Source organism: Chryseobacterium wanjuense (assembly GCF_900111495.1).
Lineage (GTDB): Bacteria > Bacteroidota > Bacteroidia > Flavobacteriales > Weeksellaceae > Chryseobacterium > Chryseobacterium wanjuense.
Genome location: NZ_FOIU01000001.1, coordinates 287,259 through 306,309, shown reverse-complemented (window position 1 = coordinate 306,309; position 19,051 = coordinate 287,259). Strand labels below are relative to the sequence as shown.

At 36.2% G+C, this 19,051-nt stretch carries 18 protein-coding genes and 1 other RNA gene; 7 read left to right on the top strand and 12 right to left on the bottom strand.

Translation table 11 applies throughout. The features are described from left to right. Window positions 1-6: 6 nt before the first annotated feature. The 5 genes from BMX24_RS01355 to BMX24_RS01335 form a co-directional block, all read right to left on the bottom strand. The gene (locus tag BMX24_RS01355) at window positions 7-651 is read right to left on the bottom strand and encodes an HD domain-containing protein (protein ID WP_089790295.1); all 645 of its coding nucleotides are present in this window, start codon (window positions 649-651) and stop codon (window positions 7-9) included. Then, window positions 652-1,491, bottom strand: a complete 840-nt coding sequence (locus tag BMX24_RS01350) for an alpha/beta hydrolase family protein (RefSeq protein ID WP_089790294.1) — start codon at window positions 1,489-1,491, stop codon at window positions 652-654. A gap of 88 nt (window positions 1,492-1,579) precedes the next feature. Next, window positions 1,580-2,470, bottom strand: coding sequence for a ribokinase (locus tag BMX24_RS01345; protein ID WP_089790293.1), 891 nt, complete (start codon window positions 2,468-2,470; stop codon window positions 1,580-1,582). Window positions 2,471-2,551: 81 nt separating this feature from the next. Then, on the bottom strand, window positions 2,552-3,187 hold the full coding sequence (locus BMX24_RS01340; protein WP_089790292.1) for a DUF4241 domain-containing protein: 636 nt from the start codon (window positions 3,185-3,187) through the stop codon (window positions 2,552-2,554). 30 nt (window positions 3,188-3,217) lie between these two features. Further along, window positions 3,218-5,833: a valine--tRNA ligase gene (locus tag BMX24_RS01335; protein WP_089790291.1), complete on the bottom strand. Its 2,616-nt coding sequence runs from the start codon at window positions 5,831-5,833 to the stop codon at window positions 3,218-3,220. 128 nt (window positions 5,834-5,961) lie between these two features. On the opposite strand from BMX24_RS01335, the gene BMX24_RS01330 reads away from it, so the two are divergent. Together BMX24_RS01330 and BMX24_RS01325 are read left to right on the top strand one after the other, a co-directional pair. After that, the gene (locus BMX24_RS01330; protein WP_089790290.1) at window positions 5,962-6,429 is read left to right on the top strand and encodes a DUF1573 domain-containing protein; all 468 of its coding nucleotides are present in this window, start codon (window positions 5,962-5,964) and stop codon (window positions 6,427-6,429) included. A 174-nt stretch (window positions 6,430-6,603) separates the two neighbouring features. Continuing rightward, window positions 6,604-7,473 carry a PPK2 family polyphosphate kinase gene (locus BMX24_RS01325; protein ID WP_089790289.1) on the top strand — a complete coding sequence of 290 codons (870 nt, stop codon included), beginning with the start codon at window positions 6,604-6,606 and terminating at the stop codon, window positions 7,471-7,473. A 93-nt stretch (window positions 7,474-7,566) separates the two neighbouring features. On the opposite strand, the gene rnpB is transcribed toward BMX24_RS01325, so the two are convergent. Next, window positions 7,567-7,898: RNase P RNA component class A (rnpB, locus tag BMX24_RS01320), an RNA gene on the bottom strand. A 157-nt stretch (window positions 7,899-8,055) separates the two neighbouring features. Here rnpB and BMX24_RS01315 point away from each other — a divergent pair. From BMX24_RS01315 to BMX24_RS01305, 3 genes are read left to right on the top strand one after another with little or no spacing between them, the layout of a single operon-like run. Next, window positions 8,056-8,547, top strand: coding sequence for an RNA polymerase sigma factor (locus tag BMX24_RS01315; RefSeq protein ID WP_072954385.1), 492 nt, complete (start codon window positions 8,056-8,058; stop codon window positions 8,545-8,547). Then, entirely contained in the window at window positions 8,540-9,214 is a 675-nt protein-coding gene (locus BMX24_RS01310) for an MFS transporter (protein ID WP_089790288.1), read from the top strand. Before BMX24_RS01315 ends, BMX24_RS01310 begins: the two co-directional genes overlap by 8 nt. A 60-nt stretch (window positions 9,215-9,274) precedes the next feature. Continuing rightward, window positions 9,275-10,897, top strand: a complete 1,623-nt coding sequence (locus BMX24_RS01305) for an AMP-binding protein (protein WP_089790287.1) — start codon at window positions 9,275-9,277, stop codon at window positions 10,895-10,897. A gap of 45 nt (window positions 10,898-10,942) precedes the next feature. On the opposite strand, the gene rpoN is transcribed toward BMX24_RS01305, so the two are convergent. The 5 genes from rpoN to BMX24_RS01280 form a co-directional block, all read right to left on the bottom strand. Beyond that, window positions 10,943-12,409: an RNA polymerase factor sigma-54 gene (rpoN, locus tag BMX24_RS01300; RefSeq protein WP_089790286.1), complete on the bottom strand. Its 1,467-nt coding sequence runs from the start codon at window positions 12,407-12,409 to the stop codon at window positions 10,943-10,945. A gap of 164 nt (window positions 12,410-12,573) precedes the next feature. Then, entirely contained in the window at window positions 12,574-12,867 is a 294-nt protein-coding gene (locus tag BMX24_RS01295; RefSeq protein ID WP_089790285.1) for a type II toxin-antitoxin system RelE/ParE family toxin, read from the bottom strand. Beyond that, window positions 12,855-13,073 carry a DUF2683 family protein gene (locus BMX24_RS01290; RefSeq protein ID WP_139176682.1) on the bottom strand — a complete coding sequence of 73 codons (219 nt, stop codon included), beginning with the start codon at window positions 13,071-13,073 and terminating at the stop codon, window positions 12,855-12,857. Before BMX24_RS01290 ends, BMX24_RS01295 begins: the two co-directional genes overlap by 13 nt. A gap of 79 nt (window positions 13,074-13,152) precedes the next feature. Further along, entirely contained in the window at window positions 13,153-14,601 is a 1,449-nt protein-coding gene (gene asnS / locus BMX24_RS01285; RefSeq protein WP_089790283.1) for an asparagine--tRNA ligase, read from the bottom strand. A 129-nt stretch (window positions 14,602-14,730) separates the two neighbouring features. Beyond that, on the bottom strand, window positions 14,731-15,531 hold the full coding sequence (locus BMX24_RS01280; protein WP_089790282.1) for a hypothetical protein: 801 nt from the start codon (window positions 15,529-15,531) through the stop codon (window positions 14,731-14,733). 327 nt (window positions 15,532-15,858) lie between these two features. Here BMX24_RS01280 and BMX24_RS01275 point away from each other — a divergent pair, with 327 nt between their 5' ends. Together BMX24_RS01275 and BMX24_RS01270 are read left to right on the top strand one after the other, a co-directional pair. Then, on the top strand, window positions 15,859-16,659 hold the full coding sequence (locus BMX24_RS01275) for a helix-turn-helix domain-containing protein (RefSeq protein WP_089790281.1): 801 nt from the start codon (window positions 15,859-15,861) through the stop codon (window positions 16,657-16,659). A 141-nt stretch (window positions 16,660-16,800) separates the two neighbouring features. After that, window positions 16,801-18,444 carry a serine hydrolase domain-containing protein gene (locus BMX24_RS01270; protein ID WP_089790280.1) on the top strand — a complete coding sequence of 548 codons (1,644 nt, stop codon included), beginning with the start codon at window positions 16,801-16,803 and terminating at the stop codon, window positions 18,442-18,444. 58 nt (window positions 18,445-18,502) lie between these two features. Here the strand turns inward: BMX24_RS01270 and rimM are convergent, their stop codons facing one another. Further along, window positions 18,503-19,045 (bottom strand): ribosome maturation factor RimM, encoded by a 543-nt coding sequence (gene rimM / locus BMX24_RS01265; RefSeq protein WP_089790279.1) that lies wholly within the window; start codon window positions 19,043-19,045, stop codon window positions 18,503-18,505. Window positions 19,046-19,051 lie beyond the last annotated feature (6 nt).

Here is a 19,051-nt window from a genome sequence, read left to right as displayed (position 1 = left end):
GAAATGCTAGTCAACATTCCACTCCTTATAAAACTGATCTAGAAACTTTAGCATAAAATCATGTCTTTCTCCCGCGATTTCCTTTCCTTTTTCCGTATTCATAAGATCCTTCAACAACAGCAGTTTTTCGTAGAAATGATTGATCGTTGTTCCGTTGGATTTTTTGTACTCTTCCTTCGACATATTCAGTTTTGGCTCAACATTCGGGTCGTACATCGGATTGTTTTTAAAGCCCCCGAAATTGAAAGTTCGCCCGATTCCAATAGCTCCGATGGCGTCAATTCTGTCCGCATCCTGAACGATTTTCAACTCAATAGGAAGGTCTTTCGGGGCTTCTTCCCTGTTTTTAAAAGAAATATTTTTAATGATAAATAAAACCTTTTCGATCACCTCTTCCGAAGCGTTTTGACTTTCCAGAAACTCACGGGAAACCTTCAATGCAATTGTTTCATCACCGTTATGAAATTTGGGGTCGGCAATATCATGCAGCAATGCCGCCAATTCTACCACTTCCTGACTGCATTCTTCCGTTTCCGCGATCTTCTTTGACAGTTTCCATACTCTTTCGATATGAAACCAATCATGCCCCGCTTCTGCGCCTTCTAATTTTTCTTTTACAAATTCTACTGTGTTGTCGATCAGATTCTTCATTTATATCAATTCATTTAAAATAATGTTCCAGAGCTTTTTATTATAACTCCTGAAAAAATTAACGTGTCCGATTTCTCCTTTTTCCGACTCGGAAGTTTTTATTAATCTGTAAGTAGGTTTAAGATTCGGATAGGTATCGTTCAACAGACTTTTCACCCCTTTTTCAGTTAACCAAATATCATCTTCAGCCCGGATAACGAATACTTTCTGTGTTAATTCTTTTGAATAATCATTAATTTTTTCCAACAAACCGTTGGTTGATTTCTTGTTTAAAATTAAGGTTCTCCAGTCATATGCGCAATTTTTTGGAAGACTTTCTCCAAGACCAAACCAATGTGCCGGAAAATAGCCTAGCAATCCGGTAGTTAAAGGCTGGGCGATTCCAAAACCGAGATAGGCCTCAATCTGTGTCCGGAATTTCAAATTGCCGACAAAAGCATTCTGCGTTCCTACAAAAATAAACTCGTCAAACATTGCAGAATCTTCATTCATTCCCAAAATCAGGGCACCAACGGAATGACCGAGGCAATATTTCTGATAATCATTAAAATTAATTTTAATATAATCCGTAACAGCTTTATAATCTTCCGAACCCCAAATTCTCATGGATGCCTGAAATCCGCTCATTTTTTCGGGTTTTGAAAGCCCTATTCCGCGATAATCGTAAGTGATCACCGTAAATCCCTGTTCAGCAAAATACTTGGCAAAAGAGAAATACACCTGTTGTTTCACGCCTGTTGCCGAATTGATAAGCAAAAGCTTCTGATTGCTTTTTTCGGGCAAAAAGAGATGACCAACAACAGCAACGGAATCCTGGGTAATAAGCCTTAACTTTTCCATAGTATAAAAGAAAAAATCCACTATAAAAGTGGAAATTTTACTTTATATTTTATGTTAAGTTCAAGACTTTCGATATGTAGCAAATAGCTTATGAGAAGAAATCTGAAATTCTCGGCAGGCCTGTCTGAGATCCTTTTTTACCAGAAACCCTTGCAGAAACTTCATTTCCGAACTTTACGCATTCTTCGATAGGATTTCCATGGCATAAAGCTACAGCAAACCCAGATGTGAAGGCGTCTCCCATTCCCATTTTGTAAACGGTTTTATCTTTATCGTTTCTACAGTATTTCATTTCTGTTCCGTCAAAATAAACGGTAGAATTGATATCGTCCCTCACAAAAACTTTGTTGAAATATTTTTTAAGAATCTCTTCTCTCTGGTCTTCCCCAAAAACAATATGCAGTTCGCTGCTTTTCACGATCATAAAATCGATATTGTCTAATATATCATCATACAGACGTTGTGCGGGTGAAGCGTATAAACCAACTTTTTTGCCATATTTTTTAGCCTTTTTGATGGTATATTCGATCACTTTCATAGAAACTTCCAACTGAAGAAGAACTAGATCTGCCGTGTGAAAGTATTTGTCGGCCGCTTCTACGTGTTCGATACTCAGATAATTATTGGCTGCAGGCACGACTACAATAGCCGCATTACCGTCGGAAGTCGTTACATACGCTGTACCTGTAGCTTCCTGATCTGTTTCGAAAACAAATCCTACGTTTACGTTTTCGCCAACCATATTTCTCATGATCTGCTGGCCAAGAGGATCCATACCTACGCAGCCTATGAAATATACACTGGCTCCGAGTCTGGCTGCTCCCACTGCCTGATTGGCCCCTTTTCCTCCAAAATAGCTTTCGGAATTGCGGGCAATAACGGTTTCGTTAGGACACGGAACTTTTTCTGTTTCAAGAACCAGGTCTATGGATGAGCTTCCTACAACGATGATTTTCGGCTGTTCTGATGAGAAATTCATTGTGTTTTAGTTTAATATTATTGTGTGTGTTTGGACAAATTTATAATAAGGGAACTAGGGTACAAAAATAATTAACTTTAATTAACTAATTTCGATAAATTCTGTAATAATTTTCACCGGCACATTATTTTTATCAAAAGCTATATAGCTTGCATAAAAACCTTCTCCATATCCTGTTTCAAAACCAAAAATAGTTCCGGGCTTTTCTTCTGCCGGTTTCAAAAATGCATATTGATCGATCGCACCATTTTCATCAAAAAAATAATCATGGAAAAATTCTTCATAAATCCCCATAAAATCTACTCCTTTGCTATGATACAATCTTTGTTCCAATTCATTCAGGCTATTCTGGGTTTCTACATCCATAAAGCATCCCATTCCGCTTTCTACAGGATATCCGAAAACTTCCTCTTCTGCAAGATCTTTTACGTCCTGTCCTTCTGTCGTAGCCATTTTCCAATCTGAAATTTCAGCATTACTGAAAACAATTTCTGCATACGCAACACAATTACTTTCTCTTTCTTTATGCAGCAAAACAGAAAAATCACCTTTGGGAAATTCTGTACTGAAGGGTTTCATGTCATTCGTAATCAACGGATCACAGGCAACAAGCTTTCCACTGGAAAGATAAATTTTCCCCACCTCGAAGCTCTCCAACAAAGGATTTTCTACGAAGCTTTTTGAGAATAGTTTTTTTATGTTTTCTATGTGTGTCATTTTATTTTTTAAAACCTTCAAGGTTTGAGTTTATAAAGTTTTTAATTTCTCTTCCAGAATTGCAATTTTATCTTGCGCATCTTTTTGTTTTTTACGCTCAACTTCTACAACTTCAGGTTTTGCATTAGCAACAAACTTTTCATTGGAAAGCTTTTTATCTACAGAAATTAAGAATCCTTTTAAATATTTTAATTCTTCTTCCGTTTTGATTTTTTCTTCTCCTAAATCTAAGTTTTCACTTAATGGAATTGAAACTTCCGTTGCACCCACTAAGAATGTAAAGCTTGGTTTATCTGTTTTTGTTCCAAAATGAATTGCTGAAACGTTGGCTAATTTTTTAATAACCGATTCGTTTGAAAATTCTGAAGCATTAGTATAAATTTCTACTACTTCTTTTGGAGAAATTCCTTTCGTCTGGCGGTAGTTTCTAACTCCTGAAATCAATTCGGATGCAGTTTCGAAGTTCTTAATAATATCTTCATTAAATGCTTCTGCTTTTTTCTGCTGAGCAATCATTAACGCGTCTTCAATGCTTCTTTCTGAAATCGTCTGCCACAATTCCTCTGTTAAGAAAGGCATAAACGGATGAAGAAGCTTCATTAATTCTTCAAAAAGCTGAACTGTTTTATGATAAACTTCTTTAGAAATTCCTTCTCCATAGTTTGGTTTAATCGCTTCAAGATACCAAGAACAGAAATCATCCCAGATTAATTTATAAATCAAATGTAAAGCATCAGAAATTCTGAATTTTTCAAACTGATCATTAATTTCAACAATCGTTTTATTTAATTTATTTTCAAACCATTCGATTGCCTGTGTTTCTGTAGCATTTGCAGGTTTATCCTCATGATTCCACATGTTGATCAATCGGAAAGCACTCCAAATTTTTGACATGAAATTTCTTCCCTGAAGCATTAAGTCTTCATCAAAAAGAAGGTCATTTCCTGCGGCAGAACTTAATAAAATTCCTACACGAACGCCATCTGCACCATATTTATCCATCAATTCCAATGGATCCGGTGAGTTTCCTAAAGATTTTGACATCTTTCTTCTCTGCTTATCCCTTACAATCCCTGTAAAATAAACATTTTTGAACGGAACTTCTTTTCTGTACTCCAATCCGCCCATGATCATTCTCGCTACCCAGAAGAAAATAATATCCGGACCTGTTACCAAGTCAGAAGTCGGATAATAATAATTAATATCCTTATTTTCAGGATCAAGCAGACCGTCGAAAACTGACATTGGCCACAACCATGATGAGAACCATGTGTCGAGAGCGTCCTGGTCTTGTTTTAGATTCGAGATTTCGAGATTCGAGTTTCCGGTTTTTTCCTTAGCTAAAGCTAAAGCGTCTTCGATGTTTTCTGCAACTACAAAGTCATTTTCTCCGTCACCATAATAGTACGCAGGAATTTGCTGCCCCCACCAAAGCTGGCGGGAAATATTCCAGTCGCGGATGTTTTCCATCCAGTGTTTGTAGGTGTTTTTAAACTTTTCAGGATAGAATTTCACCTCATCATCCATTACAACATCCAAAGCAGGTTTTGCAATTTCAGACATTTTCAGGAACCACTGAACAGAAACTTTAGGCTCGATAACCGCACCTGTTCTTTCTGAAGTTCCTACTTTATTTACGTAATCCTCTGCCTTTAACAAAAGACCTTTTTCCTCTAATTCTTTCGCTATCTGCTTTCTTACTTCAAATCTGTTTTTTCCTGCGTAATGTAACCCGTACTCGTTCAAATTACCGTCATCATCCAAAGCATCAATCATTTGAAGATGGTGTTTTTGTCCGATCTCGTAGTCGTTTACGTCATGAGCAGGGGTAATTTTCAAAGCTCCCGTTCCGAACTCGATGTCAACATATTCGTCTTCAATGATCGGAATTATTCTGTCAACGATCGGTACGATTACTTTTTTACCTTTCAGATGAGCATATCTCTCATCATTAGGATTGATACAAACTGCAGTATCTCCGAAAATCGTTTCAGGACGGGTTGTAGCCACCGAAAGGAATTCTTCCGAACCTTCGATTTTATATTTCAGGAAATATAATTTTCCGTTTTGTTCTTTAAAAATTACTTCTTCATCAGAAATATTGGTTTTCGCTTCCGGATCCCAGTTTACCATTCTGTATCCTCTGTAGATCAAACCTTTATTGTAAAGATCAACAAAAGATTTGATTACCTGCTGAGAAAGTTTAGGCTCCATCGTAAAACGCGTTCTGTCCCAGTCGCAAGAGCAACCCAGCTTTTTCAACTGCTCAAGGATCGTACCGCCGTATTTGTCGGTCCATTCCCAAGCGTGTTTCAGGAATTCTTCGCGGGTAATATCTGATTTATTGACTCCTTCAGACTTCAGTTTAGCAACAACTTTCGCTTCCGTAGCAATGGAGGCGTGATCTGTTCCCGGAATCCAACAGGCATTGAAGCCCTGCATTCTTGCACGACGGACCAGAACATCCTGAATGGTATTATTAAGCATATGCCCCATGTGTAAGATCCCCGTAACGTTTGGCGGAGGAATTACAACAGTGTAAGGCGGCTTGTCATTCGGCTCTGAATGGAAGTATTTGTTTTCCAACCAGTAATTGTACCACTTCTGTTCTGTTTCCTGTGGATTGTACTTTTCTGAAATCTGCATAAATTCTGTTTCTTTAATTTACAATTTGCAAAAATAGTCTAAAGAAAAAAAATTTTAAGTATGAATTAAAATAATTTTTAACTTTGTTTCTCAAAATTTATCTAACTTACATATTAACATTCAAGAATATGAAAAAATTAATTGCAGGAATTGCATTATTCGGGACATTTGCTCTAGCATCTGCACAAACTATTACTTTTGATCAAACTACATTTGATTATGGTACTATCAAGCCAAATTCTGATGGTACAAGATATTTTACGGTAACAAACACAGGTGACAAGCCTCTAGTTGTTTCTAATGTAAAGGCTTCTTGCGGATGTACAACTCCTGAATTCAAGACAGATCCTATCATGCCAGGGAAATCAGCTAAAATCAAAGTTGGATACAATACTGCCATCAACGGTGGATTCAACAAAATGATTGAGGTATTTTCTAATGACCCTGCAAACAGCAGAACTGTAATCTACATCAAAGGTACTGTAGACGCAAACGCTCCGGATCCAAAGCCATTGACTGCTGAAGAACTGAAAGCTAAAGCAAAGGCTGAGAAAAAAGCTACAAAACAAGCTAAAAAAGTAGCTGCTGCAAAGTAAGCTCTACTCAAAAAATAAAAGAACCGTCTCCATCGAGGCGGTTTTTTTATTACATTTATGTTGGGATAGTTGCGTGGCGGTGGTTAGTTGCTTGTTGGTGGTTGCTAGTTGCTGGTAATGCTAAAAACTTACATGTAGCTTTAATCCTTTAATCTTTAAATAACTATTAAAAATATGGACACCAATTTCTCAGATGATTTTTTAGTCAAAGGAAAATTTTCGATAAAAAAAACTTCAACCCAATATGAAGGAAAACTTACTAAAGAACAAGGAACACAATTATTAATCCAGGAAAAAGAAAAACTTCGCGAACTGCAGGAAAAACTGTATGCCGACGGAAGCAAATCACTTCTCGTTGTGCTTCAGGCAATGGATGCAGCCGGAAAAGACAGCCTCATTGAGCATGTTTTCGGTGGGGTGAATCCGCAGGGTTGTAATGTAACGAGTTTTAAAACACCAAGTTCTAAAGAATATTTGCACGATTTCCTGTGGAGACATTACGTGGCACTGCCTCATAAAGGAATGATCGGGATCTTCAACCGTTCGCATTACGAAAATGTGTTGGTGTGTAAGGTACATCCTGAATATAATTTAAGTGAAAAAACATGGAAATCCGTAAAAGATTTTGACAATACATTCTGGGAAAACCGCTACGAAAGCATCCGGAATTTTGAAAAACACCTTTCTGAAAACGGAACTACCATCGTAAAAATATTTTTAAACGTTTCCAAAGCCGAACAAAAACAAAGACTTCTCGACCGCATCGATGAACAGGAAAAAAACTGGAAATTCTCCGCAGCCGACCTTCCGGAAAGAGCTTTATTCGATAAATATATGGAGTGCTACGAAACGGCTATCAACGAAACCTCAAAGGCTCATGCTCCATGGTATGTGCTTCCGGCAGATGACAAATGGTTTGCAAGGGTCGCTGCAATACAGATCATTATTGATACTTTAGAAAAAATGAATCTGGCCTATCCAAAACTTTCGAATGAGGACAGAACGGAATTGCAGGAAGCGAAAAAGCATTTGGAAAGTGAATAATTTGGATGGAAGATGGGAGCTTGAAGATGGAGGTTAAAGGCATTGCATTAAAACTTTTCTCTTCCAGCTTCAAACGTCCAGCTTTTTGAAAAAATCACGAGAAAATCTATAAGCCGGATTTTGTGTCTCATTGCAAGCAACGAGATGCCTGTTATTTATCTACGTCTTACATTACTGCAAAACTTTAGCTGATTACCCCTCGGCTTTCAGAGCGAGCAGCTCCTATTTTCATTGCTGAAAAGAACCGATATACTTATCATTGCACCACAAAGAGTTTACCTGATTTCACTACAGCCGAACTGTACATCCTTTCTGTTGCACTTGTCCTACCCTCGCGGGTGACGGATGTTATCCGCTTTGCTGCTCTACGGTGTCCGGACTTTCCTACCCTTACCGAAATAAGAATCAACAAGCCGACTTTCTCGTGGCTGCAAAGATACAATTAAATGTAACAATTTAGCAATGTACCAATATAACAATGAAGATTCATATTGTTTTTAATAATTGTTACATTGTTAGATTATTAAATTGTTAGATTAAGATTTTGTCTTTATCTTCGTGCAACAAAATTATACATCCACATTGGCCTCAAAGGAAAAAGAATTTGCGCAGCTTATTAAGGATAATCAGGGTCTGATTATCAAGGTTTCGCGTCTTTATACCAATTCTTTGGAGGATGAGGAAGATCTTTTTCAGGAAATTGTGTTACAATTATGGAGAAGTTATGACTCATTTAAAGGAAACTCGAAAATTTCTACGTGGATGTATCGTGTTGCCCTAAATACAGCCATTACTCTTTTCAGAAAAAAAAGTAAAAGCCTGCCCACAAACGAGTTAGACATCAATCATGCAGATTTTATTGAAGATGATGATGAAAAACAGCAGCAGGTCTCACTTTTGTATACTGTAATAAAGACGCTTCCCAATGTGGAAAGAGCGATTGTAATGATGTATCTGGATGATTTGCCTTACAAGGATATTGCAGAAAACCTCGGGATCACCGAAGTAAATGCGCGTGTGAAAATGAACAGATTAAAGAAAACCCTTAAAGAACAGATGGAAAAATATGCCTGAATTTGATTTAGACAGTTTTAAGAAAACATGGCAGGAACAGCCTGTTCAGCAGAAATACGACAACAATGAAATTCTTCAGATGTTGAACCGAAAATCGCGTAATTATGTGAAATATATTTTCTGGATCAGCGTTGCCGAGTTTTTATTCTTTTCTGTTTTGGGATTATTTTATTTTTTCCAGAATGATGAAGCCAACAGCTTTTCTAAAGTGCTGGAAAGACTGGGTGCGCAAAAAACACCTGAAGTGGAAAGCAGTTTCGACCACGCTTATTTTGCCATAAAAATTCTAAGTCTGCTTATCACCGCTTATTTTGTCTTTAAATTTTATCAAAACTATCGTAAGATTAAAATTGAAGAAAATCTTAAAGGTCTTATCACAAGAATCATTAAATTCAAAAAAACAGTTAATGCTTTTATTCTTATCAGCATTGTTTTATTAATAGCTTTCACATTTGTTTTCACGGCATTTATATTTTATGCGCTAAACAGCCAGAATGTACAGCCGACCACCTCAGATCTTACCATTGTCATCAGCGGAATTATCGTAAGTATGGTACTGAGTATTTTATTAATCTGGTTATACTACAGGTTGGTTTACGGTATCATTATCAGAAAACTCGATAAAAATTTAAAACAGCTCAAGGAAATAGATTCTCAGGAAATTTAACATAAAAAGTCTGAGTTTAAGATATAATTATTAATTTTATTTAACCAAATCTTTCACTCTATGCACTTATCTTATGTAAGCGGTGCTTCTGACATCCCATTATTAGGGGAAACCATCGGAAGCAACCTTAAACACACTGTTGAAAAATTCCCCCATCAAGAAGCTTTAGTCTCCGTACATCAAAATTACCGTGCTACGTATCAGGAGTTTTATAATCAAACCACGGCTGTTGCCAAAGCATTGATTTTCCTTGGTGCAAAAGCCGGCGACCGTATCGGCATCTGGTCTACCAACCGTTACGAATGGGTTCTTTTGCAATATGCAACGGCCAGAATCGGGGTTATCCTGGTGAATATCAATCCTGCGTACAGAACCAGTGAGCTGATCTTCGTGATCAATCAGTCGGAAATGTCTCATATTTTCTCTTCTCAGACATTTAAATCAAGTGATTATAAAAAAATGATTGCCGATGCAAGAGAATATTGCAACACCTTAAAATCTGAAATTTTCTTTGATGACAACTGGGAAGAATTCCTCAACAACGGTCAGGAAATTTCCGATGATACCCTTCACAGCTTTGAGGAACATGTACAGTTTGATGATCCTGTCAATATTCAATATACCTCAGGAACAACGGGCTTTCCGAAAGGTGTGACACTTTCTCATCATAATATTTTAAATAACGGATATTTTATCGGAATTCGATTACACTATTCCCATAAAGACAGAGTCTGCATTCCCGTTCCCTTCTACCATTGCTTTGGAATGGTGATCGGCAATATCTGCTGTACAGCACACGGTTGCTGTATGGTAATTCCGAATGACAGCTTTGATCCTGATATTACGTTAAAAGTTGTTTCTGACGAAAAATGTACCTCTCTGTATGGAGTTCCCACCATGTTTATTGCAGAATTGGCGGTGAAGAATTTTGATAGTTTTGATTTTTCAGGTTTAAGAACAGGTGTCATGGCGGGTTCTGTCTGTCCTCCGGAAATCATGAGGAAGGTAGAAAACCTGATGAATATTAAAGAAATAAGTATTTGCTACGGAATGACGGAAACGTCTCCCGTCTCTACCCAAACGTTAATCGGAACGCCGTTCGAAAAACAGGTAAATACCGTTGGAACCGTTCAGGATCATTTAGAAATAAAAATTATTAATGAAAATGGAAAAATTGTAGAACGTGGTGAACATGGCGAACTGTGTACGAGAGGATATTCCGTCATGCTGAAATACTGGAACGATCCTGAAAATACGAAAAAAGTACTCGATGATTCCCGATGGATGCACACCGGAGACATGGCTGTGATGGATGATGAAGGCTATATTACCATTTCCGGCAGGATAAAAGACCTCATCATTCGCGGTGGTGAAAATATTTCGCCTAAAGAAATTGAAGATTTTCTATACACTTATCCCAATATTCTGGACGTGCAAATTATCGGAGTTCCGAGTGAAAAATTCGGGGAAGAAGTAATGGCCTGGGTGAAAGTGAGAAAAGGTTTCCAAATCACTGAAGAAGAGCTTTCAGAATACTGCAAGGGAAGAATCGCGCATTATAAAATTCCGAAATATTGGAAGTTTGTAGATGAATTTCCAATGACCATTTCAGGGAAAATAAGAAAGGTGGAAATGAGAGAGGTTTCTATCAAAGAACTTGGACTGGAAAATGTAAAGGAATAACACAAAAATAAAAAGCAGTTCGGCCTGAACTGCTTTTCTATTATTTTATAATTCTTTTCTTAATCTCGCTACCGGAATATTCAGCTGTTCACGATATTTTGCAATCGTTCTTCTGGCAATATTGTAGCCCTGCTCTTTTAAAATAATCACCAAAGCATCATCTGTCAAAGGTTTTCTTTTATTTTCTTTACTGATAACTTCCTGAAGATGCGTTTTAATTTCTTTTGTAGACACTTCTTCACCATCGTCATTGGTAAGACTGTCGGAGAATAAATCCTTTAAATAAACAATCCCGTTCGGAGTATCGGCATATTTACTTTTCACCACCCTTGAAATGGTTGAGATATCAAATCCTGTAATGTCTGCAACGTCCTTTAAAATCATTGGTTTTAAAGACTTCTCATCACCGGTAATGAAATATTCTTTCTGAAATTTCACAATAGCCGTTATGGTTTGCAATAATGTATTCTGACGCTGATTAATCGCATCAATATACCATTTTGCAGCATCCAGCTTTTGTTTGATAAATAAGGCAGCCTGCTTATGTTCCGAAGAAGTTTTATCGTGAGAATAGGTCGTTAAAATATCTTTATATTCTTCAGAAACCCTTAGAGTCGGTGCATTTTTACTGTTCAGTACCGGAACAACCTGCCCGTCTTTTACCTGAATCACAAAATCCGGAATAATCTCCTGATTAATAGTAATCGTCTGAGTATCAAAATTTCCGCCTACTTTTGGAGATAATTTTGAAATTTCTTCCAATGCATCTTTAAGATCCTCTTCTTCGATGTCATACTTCTGAATAATCTTGTTGTAATGTTTATTCGTTAAAGCATCAAACTGATGTCTTAAAATATTGGCAGCTAAAGAAACAGATTTATCAGAGCTTACTTTCTTTTCAATCTGCAGCAACAGGCATTCCTGAAGACCTCTCGCTCCCACTCCGGGCGGATCAAGCTTCTGAACATAATTTTCAAGAATATCCTCTACTTTTTCTTTGGTTGTATAAATCCCCTGTGAGAAAGCCAAATCATCAACAAGCGATTTGATCTCTCTTCTTAAATATCCGTCTGTATCAAGGTTTCCGATGATATATTCTGCAATTTTAAGATCTTCCGGATTGATGCTTGATAAATGAATCTGTTCCGTCAGATAGTCATACAAAGACTGCCCTTCCGTTAAAAGACTTTCGTTATCAAACTCTTCGTCGTCGGGAGAATAATTGCTGGAAGCAGTTTTATAGCTTGGCTCGTCGTCGTAAAGATATTGGTCTACATCAAAATCAGTGGTAATGCTTTCCGTGCCCTCATCCTGATAAGCATCTTCCAGAGAAGAAGAAAAATCTTCCTCTTTAGGCTCTTCCTTTACAATTTCCAAAGCAGGGTTTTCCTCTAACTCCCTCTCCAGTTCCTCTTCGAATTCCAGCGTGTGAAGCTGGATCAACTTCATCAACTGAATCTGCTGAGGTGCAAGCTTCTGTCCTAATTTGAGTTGTAAGTGTTGTTTAAGCATATTTACTCTTTGTGTTTTAACATAACATATTCTACGAATTTAATAAATTATTTCGAGAAAAACATTCTTTAGCACGATTTTTGCTTTATATGTGGTATAATAAGCTATTTTAAAATAAACATAAAAGCCTTAAATTTTACATTTAAGGCTTTTTGTTATACTTTTTACAAACTCAAATTTTCCGGATTTCTCCTGTTATCCCAGAATGCGAGAACTTCAACGACATCCTCATTAGTTCTATAATAAAGTGAAAAATTTTTATCAATTAAAACATATTTCACACCTGCTATTTCCGATGGAGTACCAATATTGGGATTTTGAGCGATAAGCTTTTCTTTTTTCTCTACTTCTATTATGAGTTTGGAAGAATACGTGTTTGATTGATTATGAGCAACCCAATACTTCAGTGTGTCAATATAATCAGTTTCTGCCTGATGCGACCAGATTATTCTAAACATTTTCTTGCTTTATCACCAACAGATTCACTTGAAGAGAATTTTCCTTCAGAAATATCAGAAATTCCTTTCAAAATCTTTTCTTTCTGCCATTCTGTAAGTTTTTTTTCATCTTTATTGATTTCAAAATTAATTTTCAGCTCTTTCAAAAGTGCCTTCAATAAATTAATTTGATTTTCATTTTCTGTATGTATCGTAATTGTGCTCATCTCCATAATTTTAAGTAAAGTTAATAAAAAAATCCTTCCAATTTTGTTAGAAGGATTTTGTAAAAATTTATATAATTTTTTAAAACTCTGCGTTTTTCGGTGTTCTTGGGAAAGGAATCACATCTCTGATATTGGTCATTCCCGTTACAAAAAGTACCAGTCTTTCCAATCCTAATCCAAATCCTGCGTGTGGTACGGAACCGAATTTTCTGGTATCAAGATACCACCAAAGCTCGTGCTCGTCTACATGCATATCTGCCATTTTCTGCTTTAAAACATCCAATCTCGCCTCTCTTTCCGAACCTCCGATGATCTCTCCGATTCCCGGGAAAAGTACATCCATCGCGGCAACCGTTTTGTTGTCATCGTTCAGTTTCATGTAGAATGCCTTGATTTCTTTCGGATAATCGAATAACACTACCGGGCTTTCAAAATGTTTTTCCACCAGATATCTTTCGTGCTCAGACTGAAGATCTGTTCCCCATTTTTCAACAGGATACTGGAACTTGCCTTTTTTATTTTCTTTTGAGTTTAATAAAATCTCAATCGCTTCTGTATAAGAAACTCTCTTGAAACGTTTAGCAACAACATTTTGCAGCTTTTCAATAAGACCTTCTTTTGCTCTTTCTTTTTCAGCTTTTGTTTTTTGTTCTTCCGCAAAACGTTTGTCTAGGAAGTCCAGATCATCTTTACAGTTATCCAATACATACTGGATCACATATTTTAAGAAATCTTCCGCCAGGTCGATGTTGTCTTCCAGGTTGTTAAAAGCAACTTCCGGCTCGATCATCCAAAATTCTGCAAGGTGTCTCGTTGTGTTTGAGTTTTCTGCACGGAAAGTAGGCCCGAAAGTATAAATTCTACCCAATCCCATGGCTGCAGTTTCCCCCTCAAGCTGTCCGGAAACCGTTAAGTTTGTCTTTTTACCGAAGAAATCCTGAGAGAAATCAATATCTCCCTGCTCATCTCTCGGAATATTGTTGAGATCAAAGTTGGTCACTCCAAACATTTCACCTGCTCCTTCTGCATCAGCTCCCGTAATTACCGGTGTGTTGATGTAAAAAAACTGGTTTTGGTTGAAGAATGCATGTACTGCAAAACTCACTGCATGACGCACTCTGAAAACAGCTCCGAATAAGTTTGTTCTAAATCTTAAATGTGCCTGTTCTCTCAATGTTTCTAAAGTGTGTTTTTTAGGTTGAAGAATCGTTTTATCTCTTTCCTCAGTAAAGTTATCTCCTAAAATGGTAATTTTTTTAGCCAGAATCTCTACATCTTGTCCCGCTCCCTGACTTTCTACCACTTCACCTACGATCTTCAGAGAAGAAGCCGTACTTATTTTATTAATAATCTCTTCGTCGAAATTTTCGAAATCAACAACTATTTGCAAATTATTAATCGTAGAACCATCATTAAGCGCGATGAAGCGATTTGCACGGAATGTTCTTACCCAACCGTAAACCGTAATGTCATGATGTAATACTTTCTTGTAATCCTGCAGGATTTCCTTAATTGTCTGCTTTTTCATTTGTTGATTATAAATTTTTGTATAAAAATTAATGAGTGCAAAGTTACAAAAAAACAGCGCAATTTGATGATTACGCTGTCTTAAAAAAAGAAATCGAAACGATTCTTTTTATTTTTAAACTCAAAACATTTACACCCCTGTCACTAAGAAAGTAAATGATCTGTTATCAAGACCACCATTACTGTTTCCTGTTTTTACACGAATAATTGAATTGGATATATAAGATACCTGAGCATTATCATTTGTTAACAACCTCATTCCTGGTTCAGTCGCAGTAGAACCTGTACCGGCCGGTATATTACTTTGATTTCCATCGTTATATCCGTATGAGTCTACAATATTTACAGATATTCCGTAGATCTGCGTTAAAGGGTTATCAAACTTAATATCAAATATTCCACTTCTGGGATTAGATATAGTATAGCCATTTCCTATCACAGAATCAATCCCACCTTTTAAAGATGTCTGGCTTACAGTTCCTACGTTGTAGTTTGTATTCTCTGTGCCACCAATGACTTTCGAGTTGCTCAAATTTCCTCCGCTTTGCTGTTGAAACTTTACATAAACGGTTCCTCCCAAATATCTGGTTGCATCGTTTATATTTTTAGACGTATTGAATGCCACCCAAACAGAACCATCAAAATAATAATACCCCACAGCAGTTACATTTTGTGTTTTTGTAGAAACCGGACTGGCAGGTGAAGTTGCATATACAATAGCTCCTATCTGGCTGCTTCCATAAAGGCCATCTTTAGCTTTTAGCTGATTTCCCGCCAATCTTGGGGCAATAATTCCATCAACTTTTCTAAGGTTTTTTTCCTGCCCTACTACATCTAGGGTAGCTTGTGGATTAGGCGTATTAATCCCAACTTGAGCATAAAACACGTGCGAAAGTACAGTTAAAATAACTGTAAATAATGTTTTTTTCATCTTCTTATTTTTTTAGTTGTTAAATAATCAAATCACGACTGTCTTTAAAAGGGTCTGATTTTCATTCTCGCAGTGGTGAACAATTTTAATACCAAAATTCTAAAATAATATATGTCATTGGTGAACTATTTGTCTATAATATTTGAAATATAGGGAGCAAATTAATAAATGAAATTAAAACAAGAATTTCTCCTTCAGGTTCTTAAAAATTGTTAATTTTATCCTTCTAAAAGTACTATGATAATTTTTTTAAATTCAAAATTGAACATAATAAATAGACATGAAGAACTTAATTTTCACATATTTGTAATGATTTAATTATTTATCATGAATACTCTTCGTAATGGTGAATTTTTCGGACAAACCAACAAAACCCTCAGATTCGATGGATTGACCATTACGGATACAGAATATACCCACGCTTTTGTTGACTGGCATTATCATGAAAACCCATATTTCACCTTTCTGCTACAGGGGAATATGAAGGAAGGGAACAAAAAGGAAATCTATGACTGCTCCGCCGGAACATTGCTTTATCATCACTGGGAAGATGCCCATTACAACATAAAACCGGACATTTTCACAAGAGGATTCCATCTTGAAATTTCAGAAGATTGGTTTGAAAAATATCAAATTTTGAAAAGTAAAACAGAAGGAAGTTTGAATATTAAGAATCCTGCTTTAAAATTATTGATTTATAATATTTTTAAGGAAACAAAAATGAATGATCATTCGTTTGAATTGCAGATTCATCAGCTTTTATTACATCTTTTCAGTCAATTATCAGATCAAAAAAGCAATCCGGAAAAGAAACCAAACTGGGTACGTCAGATCGATGAGATCCTGCACGAAAATTTCACAGAAAAATTGAGTTTAGCTGAACTTTCAAAAACGTTAAATATTCATCCGATGCATTTGAGCAGGGACTTTCAAAAACATTTTCATTGTAATCTCGGAGACTATATCAGAAAGCTGAAAATTGAAAAATCACTGAAACTTTTAAATGAATACGAATCGCTTTCCGAACTTGCATTAGAATGTGGGTTTTCGGATCAGAGTCATTTTATTCGCTGCTTTAAAGACAATATTGGGATTACTCCGTTGAAATATAGAAAGATTTTGAAATGATTTTTAAAATTTTAAGATGATCAAGAATGGTTCTTTTTTAAAGGGTGATCCTTGTCAAGGGTTGTCTACAAATCCGAAACGTTAATTTCATTCTATTTTTTCAGAAAAATGATGCATAATTTTGTTTAGATAAAATAAATAATGAAACCAATCATCCTATTCGCTTTAATTCTAATTTCCAGTCTTTCTTTTAGTCAGGTTAAAAATATTATCGAACCCGAAAAAATTGAAAATTCTGTTCAGAAAAATCATTTAAATAAAATTATTTTTCTAGATAAAGTCATTGCTCTAGAAAATATAAAGGAAAACGATTTATTGAAAACCATGACCTTTCAGGAAGATAAGGACTTCGACATCCGTGTTTTTATGGATAATTCTTTGGTTAATTATTTACATCAAATTGATCCCATTTTATCTGCAGACGAATTGCTCAAAAAAGGAAATTATCAATTTAATTTCTTTGTTGACGGAAAATTAATCTACACCGAAAATCTCAATCCGGGAGCCGGAACAGCAGATAGCAAAAAAATTAAGACAACCTTTAGAATTCCTTTTATCAGTACTAAAAATGAAGACTTGTGGGGAAGATACCTGTGGATGCGTTTTTATCTTGCCAATAGTGGAATTGATGCTCTGGAACCCGGAAATCACCTGCTAAAAGTTGAAATAAAACCTTATTTAAAAACACCGGATTTGAAAGTTGGGAACAAGATTGCAGATGGAGAAATTCAATTAATTATTCCTAAAAAGAATATTTCCGAACAGCAGATTGCCATTCAGAAAATCCTTCCGGGTAGTGACTGGCAAGTTTCTAAGGAAAAATTTAATCAGGAAAAAATCCGGCTTTTAAATAAAAAAATTGCTGAAAACAGGTTTAGGGAAATTACAGGTATTGTTGTTATTAAAAATGAAAAATTGCTTTTGGAAGAATATTTTAATCATTCCGGTCGGGATTCTTTGCAGGATACACGCTCAGTCGGAAAATCGTTTTCATCAGCATTAATGGGCATTGCCATTAAAGACGGTTACATTAAAAATGAAAATCAAGCCCTGAAAGAATTTTACGATTTAAAACAATTGGGGAATTATTCTTCTAAAAAAGATCAGGTGACGATTAAAAGTTTACTGACGATGAGTTCAGGATTTAACGGAAATGATGACGACTACGAATCTCCCGGAAATGAAGAAAATATGTATCCAACCGACAACTGGATAAAATTTATCCTTGATTTACCTATGACAGACAATACAATCGGAAAAAAATGGAGTTATTTCACCGCTGGAGTTGTATTGACCGGAGATATTTTAGATAAATCCGTTCCGAAAGGCTTGAAAGATTATGCAGATCAAAAATTGTTTCAGCCGTTAAAAATCTCGAATTACAAATGGCAATTTACCCCTCAGCAAAAGCCTTCATTGGCAGGCGGATTGCGAATGAGCACTTTAGATTTTGCTAAATTCGGACAACTGTATAAAAATAATGGTACATGGAATGGGAAAACAATTTTAGACAAAGAATGGATAAAAAAAACGTTCACCAATTATTTCACTGATACCAAAGATTTTGATGGTTACGGCTACCTCTTTTGGAGAAAAATATATAAAGTTGGAAATAAAAATTATGAAGCCTATCAATCCAGTGGAAATGGCGGAAATAAGATCATCATATTTACAGAAATCCCTGTCGTAATGGTAATTACAGCAAAAGCTTACAACAAGTCTTATGCGCATGTACAGGCTGATAAAATAGTACAGGAATATTTGCTACCCGCGGTTTATGAGTAATAAAATAGTGAATAAGTGAATGGTCAAAAGGGAAATTTATCTTCCCGGTAGAAGGAAATTATTCGTCTTTTTTCGAAGGAACTAGAAATACATCAATAAGACCTTCTGGAAGCTGCATTTTGATGGATTTTTCCTCTCTGTTCACCTCAAGAATCCAGTCTTTAATGATAGGAATTACGATTTCTTTTCCTCCAAAACTGGTTACGAAATAGTTCTGGGCAGTCTGATCATTCACCGATTGAATAACTCCGCAATTATTATTTTCTTCATCAAAGATCGTAAAACCGATCACTTCGTGATAATAAAATTGTTTTCCGGAAAGTTTTGGTAAGGTAGACAACGGCAAATAAACATTTTTACCCAAAGACTGATCTACCAAGGCCTCCGTAGAATTTTTGAAGGCGATATTAAGAGCATCTGTTTTGCTCCATGCTGATTTTGCAATAAAAAAAGGAACCAATAGTCCGTTGATTTCAACGAATATTGATTCCAATTTATTGTAAAGCTCGGGTTGATCTGTATCCAGTTTCAGGATTACATTTCCCGCAAGTCCGTGTCTGCGTGTGATTTTTCCTAATAAATAGCAATCTTCTTTACGCATACAGGG